Source organism: Methylomonas montana, from assembly GCF_030490285.1.
Classification (GTDB): domain Bacteria; phylum Pseudomonadota; class Gammaproteobacteria; order Methylococcales; family Methylomonadaceae; genus Methylomonas; species Methylomonas montana.
Window position 1 is genome coordinate 221,100 of record NZ_CP129884.1, and the last position, 18,154, is coordinate 239,253.

The 18,154-nt window shown below is 52.5% G+C and carries 23 protein-coding genes; 18 read left to right on the forward strand and 5 right to left on the reverse strand.

The window, feature by feature from the left end:
* Nucleotides 1–8: 8 nt before the first annotated feature.
* Together QZJ86_RS01055 and gshB are read right to left on the reverse strand one after the other, a co-directional pair.
* Nucleotides 9–902 (reverse strand): energy transducer TonB, encoded by an 894-nt coding sequence (locus tag QZJ86_RS01055; protein WP_301935831.1) that lies wholly within the window; start codon nt 900–902, stop codon nt 9–11.
* A gap of 1 nt (nt 903) precedes the next feature.
* Nucleotides 904–1,854: a glutathione synthase gene (gshB, locus tag QZJ86_RS01060; protein WP_301935832.1), complete on the reverse strand. Its 951-nt coding sequence runs from the start codon at nt 1,852–1,854 to the stop codon at nt 904–906.
* Between the two features lie 139 nt (nt 1,855–1,993).
* On the opposite strand from gshB, the gene rpmB reads away from it, so the two are divergent.
* Complete coding sequence (gene rpmB, locus QZJ86_RS01065; RefSeq protein WP_301939065.1) at nt 1,994–2,230, forward strand: 50S ribosomal protein L28; 237 nt, start codon at nt 1,994–1,996, stop codon at nt 2,228–2,230.
* Between the two features lie 11 nt (nt 2,231–2,241).
* Entirely contained in the window at nt 2,242–2,397 is a 156-nt protein-coding gene (rpmG, locus tag QZJ86_RS01070; protein WP_196434738.1) for a 50S ribosomal protein L33, read from the forward strand.
* A 53-nt stretch (nt 2,398–2,450) separates the two neighbouring features.
* On the opposite strand, the gene QZJ86_RS01075 is transcribed toward rpmG, so the two are convergent.
* Nucleotides 2,451–3,782: a cyclic nucleotide-binding domain-containing protein gene (locus tag QZJ86_RS01075; protein ID WP_301935833.1), complete on the reverse strand. Its 1,332-nt coding sequence runs from the start codon at nt 3,780–3,782 to the stop codon at nt 2,451–2,453.
* Nucleotides 3,783–3,925: 143 nt separating this feature from the next.
* Here QZJ86_RS01075 and QZJ86_RS01080 point away from each other — a divergent pair, with 143 nt between their 5' ends.
* Complete coding sequence (locus QZJ86_RS01080) at nt 3,926–5,275, forward strand: DegQ family serine endoprotease (RefSeq protein ID WP_301935834.1); 1,350 nt, start codon at nt 3,926–3,928, stop codon at nt 5,273–5,275.
* Between the two features lies 1 nt (nt 5,276).
* Here the strand turns inward: QZJ86_RS01080 and rep are convergent, their stop codons facing one another.
* Complete coding sequence (gene rep / locus QZJ86_RS01085) at nt 5,277–7,283, reverse strand: DNA helicase Rep (RefSeq protein WP_301935835.1); 2,007 nt, start codon at nt 7,281–7,283, stop codon at nt 5,277–5,279.
* Between the two features lie 262 nt (nt 7,284–7,545).
* On the opposite strand from rep, the gene QZJ86_RS01090 reads away from it, so the two are divergent.
* The gene (locus QZJ86_RS01090) at nt 7,546–8,136 is read left to right on the forward strand and encodes a Uma2 family endonuclease (RefSeq protein ID WP_301935836.1); all 591 of its coding nucleotides are present in this window, start codon (nt 7,546–7,548) and stop codon (nt 8,134–8,136) included.
* Between the two features lie 141 nt (nt 8,137–8,277).
* Here QZJ86_RS01090 and QZJ86_RS01095 read toward each other — a convergent pair whose 3' ends face one another.
* Nucleotides 8,278–9,273 (reverse strand): integron integrase, encoded by a 996-nt coding sequence (locus tag QZJ86_RS01095; RefSeq protein WP_301935837.1) that lies wholly within the window; start codon nt 9,271–9,273, stop codon nt 8,278–8,280.
* Nucleotides 9,274–9,435: 162 nt separating this feature from the next.
* Between QZJ86_RS01095 and QZJ86_RS01100 the strand changes: the two genes are divergently transcribed.
* The 14 genes from QZJ86_RS01100 (at nt 9,436) to QZJ86_RS01165 (ending at nt 17,904) form a co-directional block, all read left to right on the forward strand.
* The gene (locus tag QZJ86_RS01100; RefSeq protein WP_301935838.1) at nt 9,436–10,275 is read left to right on the forward strand and encodes a hypothetical protein; all 840 of its coding nucleotides are present in this window, start codon (nt 9,436–9,438) and stop codon (nt 10,273–10,275) included.
* Nucleotides 10,276–10,965, forward strand: a complete 690-nt coding sequence (locus QZJ86_RS01105; protein ID WP_301935839.1) for a rhomboid family intramembrane serine protease — start codon at nt 10,276–10,278, stop codon at nt 10,963–10,965.
* 92 nt (nt 10,966–11,057) lie between these two features.
* Nucleotides 11,058–11,345, forward strand: a complete 288-nt coding sequence (locus QZJ86_RS01110) for a hypothetical protein (RefSeq protein ID WP_301935840.1) — start codon at nt 11,058–11,060, stop codon at nt 11,343–11,345.
* Between the two features lie 57 nt (nt 11,346–11,402).
* Nucleotides 11,403–11,711, forward strand: coding sequence for a hypothetical protein (locus QZJ86_RS01115; protein WP_301935841.1), 309 nt, complete (start codon nt 11,403–11,405; stop codon nt 11,709–11,711).
* Nucleotides 11,712–11,796: 85 nt separating this feature from the next.
* A complete protein-coding gene (locus QZJ86_RS01120) occupies nt 11,797–12,051 on the forward strand; it encodes a hypothetical protein (protein WP_301935842.1) in 255 nt (84 codons plus the stop codon).
* 86 nt (nt 12,052–12,137) lie between these two features.
* Entirely contained in the window at nt 12,138–12,464 is a 327-nt protein-coding gene (locus QZJ86_RS01125) for a hypothetical protein (RefSeq protein WP_301935843.1), read from the forward strand.
* 531 nt (nt 12,465–12,995) lie between these two features.
* The gene (locus QZJ86_RS01130; RefSeq protein WP_301935844.1) at nt 12,996–13,313 is read left to right on the forward strand and encodes a hypothetical protein; all 318 of its coding nucleotides are present in this window, start codon (nt 12,996–12,998) and stop codon (nt 13,311–13,313) included.
* 61 nt (nt 13,314–13,374) lie between these two features.
* Nucleotides 13,375–13,689 carry a transposase gene (locus tag QZJ86_RS01135; protein WP_301935845.1) on the forward strand — a complete coding sequence of 105 codons (315 nt, stop codon included), beginning with the start codon at nt 13,375–13,377 and terminating at the stop codon, nt 13,687–13,689.
* Between the two features lie 11 nt (nt 13,690–13,700).
* Nucleotides 13,701–14,555: an IS3 family transposase gene (locus QZJ86_RS01140; RefSeq protein WP_301939067.1), complete on the forward strand. Its 855-nt coding sequence runs from the start codon at nt 13,701–13,703 to the stop codon at nt 14,553–14,555.
* 196 nt (nt 14,556–14,751) lie between these two features.
* Nucleotides 14,752–15,090, forward strand: a complete 339-nt coding sequence (locus QZJ86_RS01145) for a hypothetical protein (protein ID WP_301935846.1) — start codon at nt 14,752–14,754, stop codon at nt 15,088–15,090.
* A 77-nt stretch (nt 15,091–15,167) separates the two neighbouring features.
* Nucleotides 15,168–15,464 (forward strand): hypothetical protein, encoded by a 297-nt coding sequence (locus tag QZJ86_RS01150; RefSeq protein ID WP_301935847.1) that lies wholly within the window; start codon nt 15,168–15,170, stop codon nt 15,462–15,464.
* A 124-nt stretch (nt 15,465–15,588) separates the two neighbouring features.
* The gene (locus QZJ86_RS01155) at nt 15,589–16,572 is read left to right on the forward strand and encodes an NAD(P)-dependent alcohol dehydrogenase (RefSeq protein WP_301935848.1); all 984 of its coding nucleotides are present in this window, start codon (nt 15,589–15,591) and stop codon (nt 16,570–16,572) included.
* A 140-nt stretch (nt 16,573–16,712) separates the two neighbouring features.
* Nucleotides 16,713–17,135 (forward strand): VOC family protein, encoded by a 423-nt coding sequence (locus QZJ86_RS01160; RefSeq protein ID WP_301935849.1) that lies wholly within the window; start codon nt 16,713–16,715, stop codon nt 17,133–17,135.
* Nucleotides 17,136–17,481: 346 nt separating this feature from the next.
* Nucleotides 17,482–17,904, forward strand: a complete 423-nt coding sequence (locus tag QZJ86_RS01165) for a hypothetical protein (protein WP_301935850.1) — start codon at nt 17,482–17,484, stop codon at nt 17,902–17,904.
* Nucleotides 17,905–18,154: the final 250 nt, after the last annotated feature.

The following is an 18,154-nucleotide window of genomic DNA, read 5'->3' on the forward strand; positions in this document are numbered from 1 at the left end:
GGTAAGGGCTAGCGGGCAGTCATGCCGGTTTCGTCTGAGAATTTCCAGACCCTGGTAATCACCAAAACGTTCACTTCTCGCAACAAGTCATCGGGTAGCGCGGCAAATGGCGCACTCATCTTCACAATACGTTTAGCGGCTTCGTCCAACGCGGTATTGCCGGAGGACTTGACGATACGCATGCTGTAAATACTGCCATCGGCGTTGATGCCGACGTCCAGGGTCAAGGCTTGCGAAACGCCTTTTTTGCGCGCGGCCTCAGGATAGTTCAGATTACCGGTCCGCTCAACCTTGTCCTCCCAATCCTTAACGTATTGTGCCGCCAAATATTTATGGGTGCTGATCGAGTTGACGAATTTGATCTTGGTGTCCTGCGAACTTTGTTGGCTATTGCGGATACGTTCGCCAAGTTGGGAGATTTGTTGTTGCAGGGCTTCCGGCGATAACTTGGGGGCGGATTCCTGAACTTCAACGGCTTCCTGTAATTCTACGGGTTGTTCGGGTTCGGCCACCACTTTAACGGGAGCCTTGGCTTGGGTAAGAATTTTCTCGGTGACCGGTTTGGCTTGCGCCGCGACTGGCTGAGGCACGACTTTTTTTACTGGCGGACTGAGCTGTTGCTCCTGGCTCGCCAGCTTTTGCTGGGGCGGTTCCGGTTTGTGCGTTTCCGCGCCGGCGCCGATCTGATGTTCGGCGGCTAGATATTTCGCTTCTTTGGGCGCCTTTTTGACTGGCGCGTGGGCGACGGTGATCTCGATCGAACGGTTGGCCTTGGGTGGCCGCGGCGCGGTGAAGTTGATACCCAGCAAAATAAACACATGCACGACCGCAGCCAAGAACAGAGCGGTTAACAACGAATCGCCCTGCGATAGCGGAGTAGGTGTCAATTCCGGTGCATGCATATTAGGCGTGTAGCTTGGCGGCGATGTGGTCCATTAATTGGGCGCTGATATTAATACCGAACTGCTTATCCAGTTCCTGTACGCAAGTCGGGCTGGTGACGTTAACTTCGGTAAGATAATCGCCGATCACATCCAGGCCGACGAATATCAAACCTTTTTCGCGCAGGGTCGGGCCGACTTGTTCGGCGATCCAGCGGTCCCGTTCGCTCAATTCGCGGCCTTCGCCGCGCCCGCCGGCGGCCAGATTGCCGCGGCTTTCGCCGCTGGCTGGAATCCGCGCCAGGCAATAAGGCACTGGCTCGCCGTTGACCACCAGGATGCGCTTGTCGCCGTCTTTCACGGCTGGCAAATATTTCTGTGCCATGATGAAGCTGGTGCCGTGCTGGGTCATGGTTTCCAGGATCACGCTGAGGTTGGGGTCGTTTTCGCGAACGTAAAAGATCGATGCGCCGCCCATGCCATCCAGCGGCTTGAGGATGATTTCCTTGTGTTCTTGTAGAAAGTCGCGGATTTTTTGCGGATCTCTGGCCACCAGCGTGTCGGTGCAGCATTGCGGAAACCAGGCGGTGAACATTTTTTCGTTGGCGTCGCGCAGCGATTGCGGCTTATTGACCACGTAAACGCCTTGGCGCTCGGCCTGCTCCAGCATATAGGTGGCGTAAATATATTCCTGGTTGAAAGGCGGGTCCTTGCGCATGATGATCGCATCGAGCTCGGCCAGCGGAATTTGCTGCTCGCCGAGAAAACGGTGCCATTGCTTTTCGTCGCGTTGCACTTCCAGCAAGCGCGTGCGGGCGTAAGCGCCGCCGTTGTGCATAAACAGGTCAGACAGTTCCATGTAATGCAATTCCCAACCGCGCGCCTGGGCTTCCAGTAGCATCGCGAAACTGGTGTCTTTTTTGATGTTGATTTGGTCGATGGGGTCCATGACCATGCCGAGTTTGATAGCCATTAAAGTCCTGTAATATCCGAAGCAAGTGGAAATAAAAGCGATTTTATCAAATTTATTTTCCAGGCTGTTGTTTACCAACAAAAGTTTTTTTGATATAAAGCGCGGCTATTTTGAATTAAAAGCTCGCATTGAGGTAGTCATGTCCAGAGTATGCCAAGTAACAGGTAAACGCCCGATCAGCGGGCACAACGTTTCACACGCGATGAACAGAACCAAAAGACGTTTTACGCCTAATCTGCATCACCACAGATTTTGGGTGGAAAGCGAAAACCGTTGGGTTCGTTTGAGAGTATCGTCTAAAGGCATGCGTATCATCGACAAAAACGGCATCGATGCCGTATTGGCCGATATGCGCAAACGCGGCGAACAATTTTAAGGAGACTGAAAATGCGTGACAAAATCAAACTGGTTTCTAGCGAAGGCACCGGCCATTTCTATACCACCACCAAAAACAAAAAAACCATGCCTGAAAAAATGGAGATCAAAAAATTTGATCCCGTGGTTCGCAGACATGTAATCTACAAAGAAGCCAAAATCAAATAACTCTGCGTTATTGATCTGCTTTAAGGCGTTGGCGGGCTAGCGGATTTGTCCGGCTAGCCGCTGCCATCGGCTTTCTTGATCGCTTCCAGTTCCGCCTTTAGCGACTCTGTATACTTGGCAAGCGCTAAATACTTCATCTCCAAAGCCTTTTTTTCAGCTTCCAAAATATTGTATTTGGTTTTAAGTTGCTGAAGAAAACGACGCAAACGCTCTAAATCGTCTTGGGCCGAAGGTTGTTCAGACAACACTTGGGTGCTAGCGGTTTCGCTGATAACTTCTCTAAAATTGCTGGTTTCGATGCCGTCATCGATCTGAAACGACGAAGGCGCTTTCAATTGGTCGGGACTAATGGCGTTGATCCCGCCTTGCAAAATCAACGCATTGAATTTATGCCGCATCAAGATAAATGCCGCTGTTTCACTGATTTTGCCATTCTGACAAACCACCACAATCGGATGTTGGCGATTCAAGGTTTTGATCTGCATCCGAAGCGAAAAAAACGGCAGATTCATGCTCATCGGCAGGTGTCTGGGCTTATATTCGTCAGGCTCTCTGACATCGATTAAATCGGCGCCTTTGGCAACCAGATCTTGTGCTTCTTGATAGCTGATATATTTCAGGGTTGGCTTTTTGATCAGCGTCAGGAATTGCTCTCTACCCAAACGCAGCAAGGTCATGTCCGTCAAAGCGGTAACAGAGACATTCCGAGGTTCCCCGGAGATCAAGGCATCCTCGCCAAAGGTATCTTGATCCGTCAATTGTGCTAGCTTGATTTCCTTGGCATTAGCGGACGGCTTTCTACTAACCAGGCATTGACCTTTTTTGATGATGTAAAAAAAGTCGCCGGCATCGCCTTGGTTAACGATGATCTCGCCGGCATCCACGCTAACTTCTTCCATGCCGATCAAAATCTTTTGCAAATTGGCTGGAGGCAGCGCTCGAAATACTGGCGACTTCAATAAAGTCGTCATCCAATCGTCATTGCCCTCTGCGTCGTCAACTACCATATAACTCTCGGTTTCTTCATACGGAACATCTTGAGCGAATTTCATCATATCAGCATTTAATCGCAAAAAACGAATTCTGCTATTAGCGACCGCGTTCACTTTTCTGGGGATTTGATGAGCCAGCGCAAAGCGCGCGGAAGGGCTATCGGATTTAATCGTCTCGATTTTTAACGCGTCGGTTTGTAAGGTTACGCTACCGTCTATCAGATAAACCAAATCATTGCGCTCGTCGCCACACTTGAATAAAAATTGGCCTGTTTCCGCTTCCTCAATCTTGATTTGCGCGCATAGCGCCTCAAATTTATTGAAAGGCAAAGTGGATAACGGAATTAATTGCCGGATGGCACGGCCTTCAGCAGAATGGATGTCGACAGCCACGTACTCGTTGCAGATAAAAAAGTGAAAGGAATCCAACAAGAAAACTTGATCTATGATAGTCGATTATTAAGTAAACTCTCAGTGAAACATTTTGTCACCCAGCATGTCCATGCTGGCAACTTAACTGCCTAGAATGCAAAACCATGATGAACATAAGCAAACTATTCCTGATTATTTTGTTTAGCCTGAGCAGTTGGCAGGTCAATGCGGTATTGCCAGGACAAGTCGACGGTTCACCCTTGCCGTCCCTGGCGCCGATGTTGGAGCAAAGCATGCCGGCGGTCGTCAATATTTCTACCTCCACCAATGTGCGGGTACAGGAAAATCCGTTGATGAACGATCCGGTATTCCGGCGTTTTTTCAACATTCCCAATAACCCAAAGCAGCAACAACGCAATAGCCTTGGTTCTGGGGTGATTATCGATAAGGATCAAGGCTATGTGTTGACCAATAATCATGTGATCGACAAGGCGGACAAAATCACTGTAACGCTGGCCGACGGCCGCCAGCTCAACGCTAAACTGTTGGGCACCGATCCCGAGGCGGACGTGGCGGTGATTCAAATCCCTGCCGACAACCTGACCGCGCTGAAAATCGCCGATTCCGGCCAGCTTAAGGTGGGCGATTTCGTCGTGGCGATCGGAAATCCTTTCGGCCTCGGTCAAACCGTAACCTCAGGTATCGTCAGCGCCTTGGGCCGCTCCGGACTGGGCATAGAAGGCTACGAAGACTTCATCCAAACCGATGCCTCGATCAATCCGGGCAACTCCGGCGGTGCATTGGTCAATTTGCGTGGCGAATTCATTGGCATGAACACCGCGATTTTGGCACCGAGCGGCGGCAACGTCGGTATTGGTTTCGCGATTCCGTCCAATATGGCGGTCAGACTGATGGAGTCTTTGGTGCAGCACGGCGAAGTCCGTAGAGGCCTGCTCGGCGTCACTACCCAGGATTTGACGCCGGAACTGGTGAAAGCCTTTGCCTTGAAAAGCCAACACGGCGCGGTCGTGAGTAGAGTCGAAGCCGGTTCGCCCGCCGAAAAAGCCGGTCTGGAACCGGGCGATATTATCCTGGCTATCAACGGTCAGGATGTCAAAGGCGGTAGTAGCCAGATTCGTAATGCGGTCGGCTTGTTGCAAATCGGCGATACCGCCACGCTGGAAGTGATGCGCGGTGAGGAACGTAAATCCTTGCAAGCTACTATAGGCAAGCCGAAAAGGCCGCAACTGGACGGCGGCAAACTGCATCCGACGCTAAGCGGCGCCGTGCTCGGCGTCACGCCCAAGGATCAGGTGGAAGGCATCATGATCGAAAAAGTCGAACAGAACTCCAAAGCCTGGAAAACCGGCTTACGGCCGGGCGACGTTATTGTCACCGCCAATCGCTACCGCGTCAGAAACCTGGACGAGATCAAGCAAGTGGTCAATCCGAATACCCCGTTGCTGGTCAATCTGCAACGCGGCGGCGAGGCGTTTTTCGTGGTGTTGCAATAAGCTAATTCAACATGGTTTTCAGCGCGGCAAGGCTGGCCTTGCCGCGCTGCTTGATTTCTTCCGGAGCCAACTGCTTTTTGTTGGCCCATTCCAGATCCTCTTCCGGCAATTCGTTCAAAAACCGGCTGGGTTCGCACTCGGCCAGATCACCGTAGCGTTTGCGATGGGTGCAATAGCTAAAGGTCAAAGTCTGTTGGGCGCGAGTGATGCCGACATAAGCCAGCCGCCGTTCTTCCTCGATATTATCGGTCTCGATGCTGTTTTGATGCGGCAGCAGGTTTTCCTCCATGCCGATCAAAAACACATGCGGAAACTCCAGACCCTTGGCCGCATGCAAAGTCATCAGGCTGACCTGATCGCCGGCTTCCTGCTCTTGATTGCGATCCAAAATATCCAACAGCATCACCTTGGCGATCACATCGGCTAAGGACTTATCCTCGCCTTGATCCTTGGAGGCAATGCGTTGTAGCCATTCGATCAACTCATAGACGTTTTTCAATTTGCGCTCGGCCGAGGCCGGGGTTTTACTGTTCTCCTGCAACCAAGCCGAATAATTAATTTCGTCGATCATCTTGTTGATCACGACAAAGGTATCTTCGCGCTCTATTCTGATCGCCGTCTCTTTCAACCAGTCGCAAAACTTGGCTAAGCGTTGCACCGATTTTTCCGCCAGCCGCTGCTGCAGGCCCAACTCGCTGCAGGCCGCAAACAAACTAATATGCCGTTCGTTGGCGTAGGCGCCGAGTTTTTCCAATGTGGTCGGGCCGATCTCGCGGCGCGGGGTGTTGATCACCCGCAAAAACGCTGCGTCGTCGTCGCGATTAACCAATAAGCGCAGATAGGCCAATACGTCCTTGATCTCGGCATAGGAAAAAAACGAGGCGCTGCCGCTGATGAAATAGGGCACATTGTTCTCGCGCAATTCCTTCTCGAACAGCCGCGACTGATGGTTGCCTCGATACAAAATCGCATAATCGCCGTAGTTGCCGCCGACTTTGAAGCGGTGATGGACTATCTCGGCGGTGACTTGCTTGGCTTCGGCAACGTCGTTCTTATGACTCAACACCCGTAGCGGGTCGCCATAGCCCAATTCGCTCCATAATTTTTTCTCGAAGGCATGGGGGTTGTTGGCGATCAATTGGTTGGCCACTTTCAAAATCCGCCCGGCGGAACGGTAATTCTGTTCCAGCTTGATGACCTGCAAACGGCCGTAATCTTTTTGCAGCTGTCCGAGATTCTCCGGCTGCGCGCCGCGCCAGGCGTAGATCGATTGGTCGTCGTCGCCGACCACGGTGAAACGGCCGAGATTACCGGCCAATAGTTTGACCAATTGATACTGGGTGATATTGGTATCCTGGTATTCGTCCACCAGCAGATAGCGAATCTTGTTCTGCCACTTTTCCAGTACAGCTGGGTGTTCCTGGAACAGCAGCACCGGCAACAAAATCAGATCGTCGAAATCGGTCGCGTTATAAGCCTTCAGGCTGCGGGTAAAGGCCTCGTAAAGCAGCGCAGCCGGCAAGCTGTTGGCATCGGATTGGCTCAACGCTTGCAGTGGTGTGATAAAAGCGTTTTTCCATTGGCCGATTTGCCAATTGTACTGTTCGACCTGATCGATATCACAACCGCCGACGCCGTGGCTGATTAAATTACGCAGCAAGGTCAACCGGTCCTGCTCGTCGAACAAGGTTATCGCGGCCTTATAACCCAGCGCCTTGTGCTCGGCGCGCAAAATATCCAAACCCAAGGAATGAAAGGTGGACACCCTGAGGCCACGCCCCTGCTTGTCATCCAGCAAACGCCCGACCCGGCTCTTCATTTCCCGGGCCGCCTTATTGGTAAAAGTCACCGCTGCGATATGACGTGCGGCGATGCCTTGCTGTACCAAATAGGCGATCTTCTCTGTGATCACCCGCGTCTTGCCACTGCCGGCACCGGCGAGTACCAGCAAAGGTCTATCGATGATTTTGACGGCAGCTTGTTGTTGGGGATTGAGTTTGGTGGACACTATGACGGCTGCTGAACACAAATAACGAGGCGCTTATTATCTCAGGCTAACGGGTTTTATGCTGAGGCCATTTGGGGGCATTCTAAGAAACCAGTTAAAACGAAAATAGGGAGTTGCGTTATATTTTAGTTTTTCCGTAGAATCGGAATCACATTGAGCAGTAGCCCATCGGTAGCCAGTGTTATTTTGTAAGAGCTAATCCCTTTTGCCGCACAATAATTTAACTTGCGCCCTTATTTGCAATGATTTGCCGAGGTGATTCATGTCCGCCGTGCTTCAACAAACCCACTATACCGCCGAAGAATACTTAAGCCTGGAACGTAGCGCGTCCATTAAAAGCGAATTCCACGACGGACAAATCTATGCCATGACCGGAGCCAGCCGAGCGCACAATTTGATAACCATCAATATTGCTCGTGAACTCAGCCAACAACTCAAACAACGCCCCTGCGAAGCCTATATCAACGACATGCGGGTTAAGGCCGCCAAGGCCCGCAGCTATCATTACCCGGACATCGCCGTGGTCTGCGGCACACCGGAATTTGAAGACGCCCAGATGGACACCCTGCTCAATCCAACGTTGCTGATTGAAGTGTTGTCACCGTCCACCGAAGCCTACGACCGCGGCGGCAAGTTTTCTCATTATCGAAAAATCGCCAGTTTGCGCGAATATCTGCTGGTAACGCAGGATCAAGCCGGCATCGAGCGCTATCTGCGCCAAGGCGAAGTCTGGATATTGAGCGAAGCGCAGGGGCTGGATGCGAGCGTGTCGTTGGAAAGTATCGATTGCCAGCTCAGCTTGCGCGAGGTTTATGACAAGGTGTTCGAGGATGGCGAAAATCAGGCGGGTTAAGCTGTCGTGTTTCCGACAGCTGCGCTATAGCCATCGGTAACTATCATGCGGAGAAACGCCTATCGGCTTACGCGGGATGGTGATGTTTTGGCAAGACCTGGCGCCGATGAATTTCCGCTGATTTGTTGCTCGGTTTGGTGGTCATTTAATTAAATCCAGCGGACTGGTCACGCCTTTACCGCCTTTGTTGAGGACGTGGGTGTAAATCATGGTAGTCGCCACATCGCTGTGGCCGAGCAATTCCTGCACGGTACGAATGTCGTAACCGGCTTGCAATATATGGGTCGCAAAAGAATGGCGCAGGGTATGCGGCGAAGTCGGTTTGACAATGCCCGCCGCCGCGGCCGCTTTTTTGACATAGCGCTGCACCTGCTTTTCATCGACATGGTGGCGGCGTTCGACCTTGGAACGCGGATCGACGGAATAATTTGCCGCTGCAAACACATATTGCCAACCCCATTCCCTTGCCGCGTTGGGATATTTGACCGCCAGCGCGTCGGGCAACCAGACATCGACTTTCCCCAAGCGCAAATCCTCGTCGTGCCAAGACTTGCGCAGCGCCAGTTGCGTCCGCATCGGCTCCAACAAGCTATCCGGCAACATCGTTACGCGGTCTTTGCCGCCCTTGCCGTCGCGAACCACAATCTCCTTGCGGGATAACTCCACATCCTTGACCCGCAAACGAACCGCTTCCATCAATCGCATGCCGGTGCCGTAAAGCAAGCGAATGAGGAGGCCTATGGGCGGCGGCGCCGATTCCGCGTGTTTGAGCAGTTGCTGTACTTCGGCCGTGGTCAACACCACCGGCAATCTGCGCGGCTTTTTCGAGCGCTCGAAGCCGTCCAACCAAGGCAATTGCACCGCTAGCACGTCGCGATACAAAAACAGAATGGCCGACAAAGCCTGATTTTGCGTGGAACTGGAGACATGCCGCTCGGTTGCCAGATAGGTCAAGAACCGTTCGACTTCGGCCGCGCCCATCTCTGTCGGATGACGCTTGCCGTTAAACAAAATAAATTGCTTAATCCACGAGACGTAGGTATCCTCGGTACTCAGGCTGTAGTGCTTGAAACGAATTTTATCGCGCACCTGATCCAGTAGTTTTTTAGGCGGCGCCGATGTCGTATTTGTTTCCATAACATGTCCCGTTTGCCCGAGCCAATTCGTTTACAAACAATAACTTGCCATCATGAAAAAAGGATTATACGACATTATGCCCTGGATTATAGGACAAGTGATGTCGTATACATTACGTTGGGCAATGCAGACTATGCTGACTCAATCTCGGGAGGGAACAAAATGAAAGACATCGCGAATTCGTTTGGTGTAGCTGCTTGTGGCCTTGTTACTTCCGTTTTGACGGCGCTCGCCGTTGTTGTTATGTCGAGAATGACCGGGTTCGATTTTTTCACATTCAGCATATGGGTCGTAGTACCCGTTGGTGCGCTACTAACAGGGTTCGCCGCAGCCTCCGGCTATTATTTCGGTAGCCTGTATTTTCATAAGCGGGCGGGCTTGTCGTTGCTGGCCCAAATGATTGTTATCGCCGGGCTTACACAACTCCTGATCTACTACATGGGCTATAGCACGCTTGTGCTCAACGACGGTCGACGAGTATCCGACTTTATTCCGTTTGGACAGTATCTCGACATCTCACTCACATCGGCGCACTACAGCATCGGTCGCGCCATGACGGACACCGGCGAGGTTGGTTCGTTTGGCTATTGGCTCGCTGCCTTCCAGTTCGTCGGGTTCCTCGTCGGGGGTCTCAGCGTGTATGGCTTCCTCGCGACGAAACCAGTCTGCGAGAAATGCAACCTGTATCTTCGCCCGCTCTCCAAACGTGAGAAAACCTTTTCCGATGGAGATTCGGCCTCGCCCTACTACGATGCATTATTCGAGCATCCAGTCGACGGCCCAGAGTTCGCGGCATTGATTCGTTCCGAGGAAAAGGCAAAAGCCGAAAAAGGAGTCGTCCTCGTCAAAACGGTTCTCCATGGTTGTCCGAAATGCAAGTCGCAACTGATCGAGGAGAAAGTTCAAGTCCACAACGGAAGTGAGTGGAAAGATGCCGACAAACTCAATCGCCGCGTCACCATCCCGGATGGGGTAGACCTGCTCAGCATTTTCAGGCCATAAATGTTCCCCTACCGCGACAACTTAGTGGTGGGTGGCCGTGCGTGGGCCGTACTCGCTCTCGTGGCCATCCTGTTGCTTATCAATCTTCCGCTATTCTTTGTGGGCTCGTGGCATGCAGCGGCCATGACTGCCTTAGCGTTCTTCCCCCTGCGATTTTCCCTACACCCGTTTGTCGAGTCTTACACGCTCGTCACGGCTTCCATCCTGCACGGAGACGTCTTCCACCTCGCCGGAAATTGTCTCTTTCTCGTTGTGTTTGGTCGAACGTTGGAAAGACTGTTCGGCCCGCGACTCTTGCTTGGACTGTTCCCCGCCCTCGGCATCGCAGGTTTTCTTCTACACTGGGCGTTCTTTCCTGACTCACCCGTCCCCGTCGTCGGTTCTTCTGGAGCCATCGCTGCCCTCATGGGAGCCTACCTTCCGCTGTTCCCCGAAGCGCGGATTCGCATGGTGGTTTTCTTCGGTTGGTTCTGGAAGAGGTTCACTGTTCCGGCTTGGGTATTTCTTCCCTATTGGGGTAGCCTGCAATTGATCTCCCTCGCCCTTGGCTCACAGGACGGTGTGGCGTACGCCGTCCATGCTGGCAGTTTCGCGGCCGGCACCCTCGGCGCCATCGTGTGGAAAACATCCTACCCTTTGGCTGAGGAAAGGCTCACAGCATTCACCGGCACCTCGTTCGAGAAGGCTTGACGTGTTGTGTATCTAAGCCATTTGCCCAACCCATCAATCCACCGGACGCTGCGCGATAAAGCCGCGCAGCGCCGGTCACCTCTACGTTAGGCATGAATATGGATGTGCGTTCACTTGTTGTACATCTTGAATCACCAGTATCGAATTACGTCTCAACTGAAGCTGGTGCACGTGACGTTGTTCTCGCTGGGCTCAATTGGCCAACTGAGTATTGGGCGGCTTTAGCTGTAGGCTGGTTGGAGCAAGGCGTGCCGGTTGACGCTGAAATACTTTCAGTGCTCAATTTGCTGGTTGAAAATAAACATTACTCGCAAGCTATTCGCCACAGGGCGTTTGCAATAGTCCGGCGTTATGAAAAAGGGGGGAGTGTAAATGCCTAACCTTGCAGTCAAGAGGGACGCGCCTTCGGCGCGCCCCTTACTTTCACGTTAGGCCCTATGAATTACACACTCGACAACGGAGAAGATTTGCACCGGGAGTTTCCCGAAACTTTCTATCTTCCTACTCGCGAGGCGCGCGAGGCATTATTGCCCGGCGAAATAGTTAAGGTAATTTTCCGTTTCTCTATCGGGGATGAAGTGCACGTTGAGCGCATGTGGGTTTGTGTTCAGTCAAGAGCTGAGGGTGGATACATCGGGTTACTCGACAATGACCCCTACTGCACAAAAGAGCTTCAGTCAGGTGCTTCAGTAGCTTTCGGCCCAGAACATGTCATCCAAATCTATGAGCAACCAGCCAAGGCCTAACATTGTGGTCAAGGCCGCTGCGGCCTTCGGCCTCCGCTGGACGTCCCGCAAGCGGGCCGCACCTTACCCAAAACGTTAGCCATATATGGACGAAACTTACATTACCATCGAATACCTTCGAGAAATTTTGGCCAAGTGCGGAAGTACAACACCTGGACCGTGGGTGTCCTTCATTGAAGGTCGCGATCATGACAGCGGTTCAAGTTTTATTCGCACCGCAGGAAATGACATAGAGCTTTCAGGCGCAACTGATGCCGACCAAGACTTCATGGCAAACGCCAAACAAGATATACCCGCTTTGGTCGCGGAGATAGTAAGGCTTAAGGGGTGGTCTCTGTGACTTTTCAGCGTTTGGCTAACCCAGCGCTCAAGTGGGACGGTCGCTATCGCGCCCGCCCCTTAGCTTTACGTTAGGTTACAACCGCCATGAATACCTATGCAATTCAGCTCGTACTGCATTACCAGGATACTTCGCCAGATGACACGCGGTTTGCCGGTTTTCTGAAAGACCTCCACGGACTAGCCGAGCGGCATGGCATCTCCTTCGATGACTATCAATCGTTTCGGCTCAGCGGTGAGGATTACAAAATCAGGTCATGTCACCAATGTGGGCATTTAACAGTCAATCGAGAAGATGTTCGGGATGGTATCGAAAATATCCTGCCCGACTTCTGGTTTTATGTTCGTCGTGGAAAAGTCGCGGATGACATTGCATTCTGTGAATTTTGCGAGCATTCAACAAATGTCACCTAACATGGCGCTCAACCGGAGCGCGGTCATAATGCGGTTTTATTTTTCAGCTTTCCGGGCCGCGCCCGGTTAGCTCTACATTGGGCGTCTAAACATCATGCCGCGTAGAAAACGACTCCGGAGCGTGTGTCACAGCATTGCCCACCATGCAGTGAGCGGCCTGTCCTGTGTCCATCCGCACGTCATGCGCGCCTGCCGCAATGCGGGCGTTAGCTGCATGCAAGTCAATTTACTTTTAGCCGACCCTTGCCCTCTTCAGTTCGCTGAAATCGAGCCCTTGAGGTCGTCACTGAAAAGCCTACGCGAGAAATTTGAAACCATTTTGGCCTCCGAAGGGTTTTCCGTATCTGATCTCTCGCTCGCCACTCTTTGTTTCACGCCTGACCCAGGCAAGGATGATTACTGCACCGTCTGCCATGCGACCCTCCAAAGCAAAGATCAAGAGCCTGTGGAGTACATCGTGAACTATCTTGGGCAAACACTATCTGCCCAACCCGTCCCTGAGCTAGTACGTTATGTTGCAGGGAGAATCGCATGAGCCTTGAAATGCAGGTCTTTGCACCGTCGGCAGACGATTCGCTAATCCCCCGATGGGTTGAACGTCTCAACGGCCTGGGAATGCGCTGCGAAATTCACCCCACATTTTCATTCCAGACCCACACGGGGTTTCTTCCATTCAAAGTGGAAATCGAGAAGCCGCATCACAAGGAGCTTCTTGGAAGATCATTCCTCACAGGCTTTGAGTTCTACATGCGGGAATTCGACCTTGCTCAGGAACTCGATGCAGTTCGTCCCAAACCAACTTTCTTCGACAGGCTCAAAGGCAAGAAAGCAGAGCCGCTCTTCTTCTGAAATGGTTTAATGAAACCGGACACTTCTAAAGGCAGATTTTATACTGTCAGTGGAGGTGACCATGAAAAACGAGAATAAACACAACCGTCCTAAATACAGTTTGGAATTTAGGCAAGATGCTGCCAAGCTGGTTCTGGAAAAAGGTTACAGTCAACAGCAGGCTGCGGATCATCTGGGCGTATCGCTAAGCGCAATGGGACGCTGGGTTCGTGCGGAACGCAAGCCCTCTGTCATGGGTTCGGTAACGAAAAAAATCAGCGTGACGTTGGGTGAGCATGACGAATTGATTCGCTTGCGCAAGGAAAATGAACAGTTGCGGATGGAGCGCGAAATATTAAAAAAGGCGGCCGTCTTCTTTGCGAAAGAAACCGAATAAAGTACGGGTTTATTCGAGAGCAAGAGAAGACGTATCCAGTGACCGTGCTGTGTCGAGTGATGCAGGTGAGTACCAGCGCCTATTACGATTGGTTAAAAGCCCCGAAAGACAGCGATAAAGATCAACAAGATCGAAAAATCGCCGAAACAGCCAAGCAGATTTTTATCGACAATAAGCAGTGCTTTGGTTCGCGTCGCCTAGCCGATCGTTTGCAAAAACAGGGGATTACTGCCGGTCGCTTTAAAACGCGGCGGATCATGCGGGAGTTGAAGTTAAAAGTTCGCTACCCCAAACGATTTAAAGTGACCACGGACAGCAACCACAATGAGGCCATATCACCCAATCGGCTGGACCGCCAATTCAAGGTCGCTCAGCCGAATCAAGTGTGGACGACGGATATTACCTATGTCTGGACGCTACAGGGCTGGCTTTATGTCGCGGTCGTGATCGATCTGTTCTCCCGGCAAGTGGTGGGCTGGGCGATTGACGACCACATACGAACTTCGCTCTGTGTCAACGCCTTACAAATGGCCTTCTGGCGTCGTAAACCGTCGCCTGGTCTGCTGCATCACTCGGATCGTGGTAGTCAGTATGCGAGTCGGGAATATCGCCAACATCTGGCCGTGATGCGCATGGAGCAAAGCATGAGCCGAAAAGGCAATTGCTGGGACAATTCGCCGACGGAACGCTTTTTCCGTAGCTTGAAGCATGAACAGCTCAACTACGAAAAATTCAAAACCCAAGAGGCGGCAAAACTGAGCGTGATCGACTATTTGGCTTTTTACAACGGTCGTCGATCGCACTCAACATTGGGCTATCAATCCCCGATCGAATTCGAGCGGGAATTTTATAGAAACGCTGCCTGAACAGGTGTCCGGTTTTTGTTGACCATTACATGAAGCATCTGTTCGCGCAAGACAGTTGAAGCTTCACGAGGTCGAGAAATGGTTGTGACCGTTGCAACATAACATGGCGCTCAACCTCGCTCCCTTCGGTCGCTGGACGCTGCGCGATAAAGCCGCGCAGCGCCGGTTAGCTCTACGTTAGGCGCATAGGATCCCGATGTACTCCGTAGCGATCAACGCAGGCACGAGCGACAGCGGAGCGGCGTACTTCTTCGTCAAGTTGAACAGCCCGGATTGTGAGTTCAACGTGATGGTGTCGGAGCTCGAGCTTGAGCGGCTTCGCTCGGTCGGCGACGCACGTTGGCTCGCACGCCAATCCGTCGCCGCCGGCAAGTGTCTCGGCAGCTCCGCGTTCTGGTCCTGCCAAGATGGCCGCTTGACGGTGCTAGTTGGCCCTGACGACGAAGCGTGGGAGGTTTGCTTTTCGGCGCCTGAAGCGCTCGTCAATGAGCTTTTGCAGGAGATCGCACGTGCGCGAGCCAACTGGCCCCAATAGTTCCCGTGTGCCAGCGCCTAACAAGCAGTTGCAGCGGCCGCGCTGGACACGTGGCCGCTCACTTCCACGTTAGGGCAATGGAAAAAGACGTACAACCGGACATTCGCCTCTGCGCGCAAAGAGCCCTTTGGGGCCGTGTGCCATGTTCATTGCGGGCGTTCTCTGTAGAGGTGGGCGCCACGGTGATTCATACTCGCAGCATTTTTGACGAAACGGCAACAGATGCAGATAAGGAGCTATTGAGTGAAGCTGGCGCGGAAATCATTGCGGACTTCGCTGCCCCCTTCAGAATTGAGGAAGAATTCCTGGTCATCCCTAAAGGCCAGGAAATGTACCATCTCCCATCGCTCATTTTCTTGCACTATGAGCCCTAACCACGCCATGAACTCGGGCAGTGTGGAGCGGCGCGAAAAATATGCGCCGCTCCACACTGCCGGTTATGACTGCCGTTGGGCAACAAGAGACCGCGAACGAAAACAAACGCAGAGGAAATGACGCGTGAAAGCAATCGTCTTTGAAACCTATGGGTCGACCGAGGTTCTTCGCATGAGGGACGTTGAGAAGCCGTTGCCCAAGGACAACGAAGTACTGGTAAGAGTCCATGCCGCATCCGTGAATGCTGCTGACTGGCGGATGCTGAGGGCCGATCCATTTCTGGTTCGCTTTTACGCGGGGCTCTTGAAGCCGACAAAATTCCAAACCCTCGGTGCGGACATCGCCGGGCGGGTTGAGGCGGTGGGCAAGAATGTCCACCAGTTTCAACCGGGAGATGAGGTGTTCGGGGATGTATTCGCAAGTGGCTTTGGCGGTTTTGCCGAATATAAATGCGCTCGCGAAAGTGAGTTGGTTTTGAAACCGGCCAACATTTCCTTTGAGGAGGCGGCAGCCGTGCCGTTGGCTGCACTCACCGCTTTGCATGGTCTGCGCGACAAGGGGCGGATACAGGCGGGGCAAAAGGTATTGATCAATGGCGCTTCCGGTGGTGTCGGCACGTTTGCGGTACAGCTTGCCAAGTATTTCGGGGCTGAAGTCACCGCCGTGTGTAGCACGGGAAAGATTGATTTGGCGCTCTCTCTCGGCGCCGACCATGTGATTGACTACACGCAGGAGGATTTCACCAGAAGCAGACGGCAATACGACCTGATCCTTGCGGTGAACGGAAATCGCTCCATCTTCGATTACAGGGGAGCCCTCACCCCCAGTGGTGCGTATGTGATGGCCGGGGGCAGCACGGGGCAGCTATTTCAAGCCCTGCTGCTGGGGCCTTGGATTTCCCTGATTGGGAAGCAGAAAATGGGAGCGCTGACCTCGACGCCAAACCAGAAGGATTTGCTGTTCATGAAGGCACTTCTGGAATCCGGCAAGATAAAGCCCATTATCGATAGGCATTACCCGCTGAGCGAGGTATCCAAGGCGATCCGCTACGTTGAAGAAGGACATGCCAAGGGGAAAGTAGCAATAATTTTGGAGTGTAGTGAATGAACCTGGGAGTGCTTGCTCACGCATGCAACTATCTGAAACTCAAACGGCCTTGCCCAACCCGGCAGTCCACACGGACGCTGCGCGATAAATCCGCGCAGCGCCGGTTAGCTCTACGTTAGGGTTCTCACTCTTTGCTGCGTATGTCTTTCAATCAATCTCTCGGTTTAGTGTCTTTGGTAGTGCGCGACTACGACGAAGCTCTGTCGTTCTTTGTCGGGAAGCTCGGTTTTACTCTGGTAGAAGATACTCCTGTGCCGGAGCAAAATAAAAGGTGGGTCGTCGTAAAACCGAGGGGTAGTCAAGGGGCTTGTCTTCTCTTGGCACAAGCGTCTACGCCGCGTCAAGCCGAGGATATCGGAAACCAAACAGGTGGCCGTGTCTTCTTGTTCCTATACACGGACAACTTCTGGCAAGACTATGAAAACTATAAAGGTAAGGGTGTCGAGTTCATTCGCTCCCCGGAAAACCAAGCTCATGGCATAGTTGCGGTATTCAAGGACTTATGCGGTAATTCATGGGATCTCATACAACCCAACAACAACAACAGGAGTTGGCAACAGTGAATCCTAACTCGGTAGTCGAAAGGGACGCCAATCAAGCGGCGGCTCTCCGGTTTTTCCGCCTCGCGCGGCGCTCCTCACTTACACGTTGTAGCCAATCGCAAATACGTTCATGGATAATCATCGCACTACAGCAAGACAGTTACCTGCACGCGCCTGAGGGTGTAGGTAGGTCGAAACTGGCCGCAAGCTCTGAGAAGCTCTTGGGTGTCCCAATGACTGATCGCAATTGGAGAACGGTATGCAAAGTCATGGAAATGGCAGGAAAGTGAGCGCGACACTAAACTCTGCGGTCAATCGGACGCTACGCGATAAAGCCGCGCAATGCCGGTTAGCTCTACGCTAGGCCATGCCTACATCGTTCGCCATGGACGCTTCGGGTGCTTGGAAATACCTCGCCGCATGGTTCGTCATGCTGCTTGTTTCAATAGCAAATGGTGCCGCTCGCGACCTCAGCTATGGCAAATACATGAGTGAGCTTGCCGCGCATCAAGTGTCGACGGCGACCAGCGTTCTGTCGCTCGGGGCCGTTATCTGGGTATTCCTTCGCTTTTACCCGCCGTGTTCCGCTCGCCACGCCATTACCATTGGCCTGGCGTGGGCCGCACTTACCGTGGCATTTGAATTTCTCTTCTTCCATTTTATCGGCGGACACTCTTGGTCCGAATTGCTCGCGAATTACAACATTTTCGAGGGGCGAGTCTGGGTCGTTGTCCTACTCTGGGTTGCCGTTGCACCCTATGTTTTCTTTCGTTTCCGCTGCTTGGCCTAGCCGTTCGGCCAATCGGACGCCCGGCAAGCTGCATTGGCCTGACTCTCAGCGCTGCGGTCGCCACATCTATGCCTTCGCGAAAAACGAGCGGCAAATCGAATTGGGAGGTCGTTGACGATGAGTTACGGAGGCGTTACTTGCTCAAGTCGCGTGGCATTATTCAAGAGGGTGTCACTTGTATGCAGTCCGGTTGTCAAAAATCCGCACTCAAAGGCGTTGCCTTTAGCCTTGATCGCTTTTACACATGGGA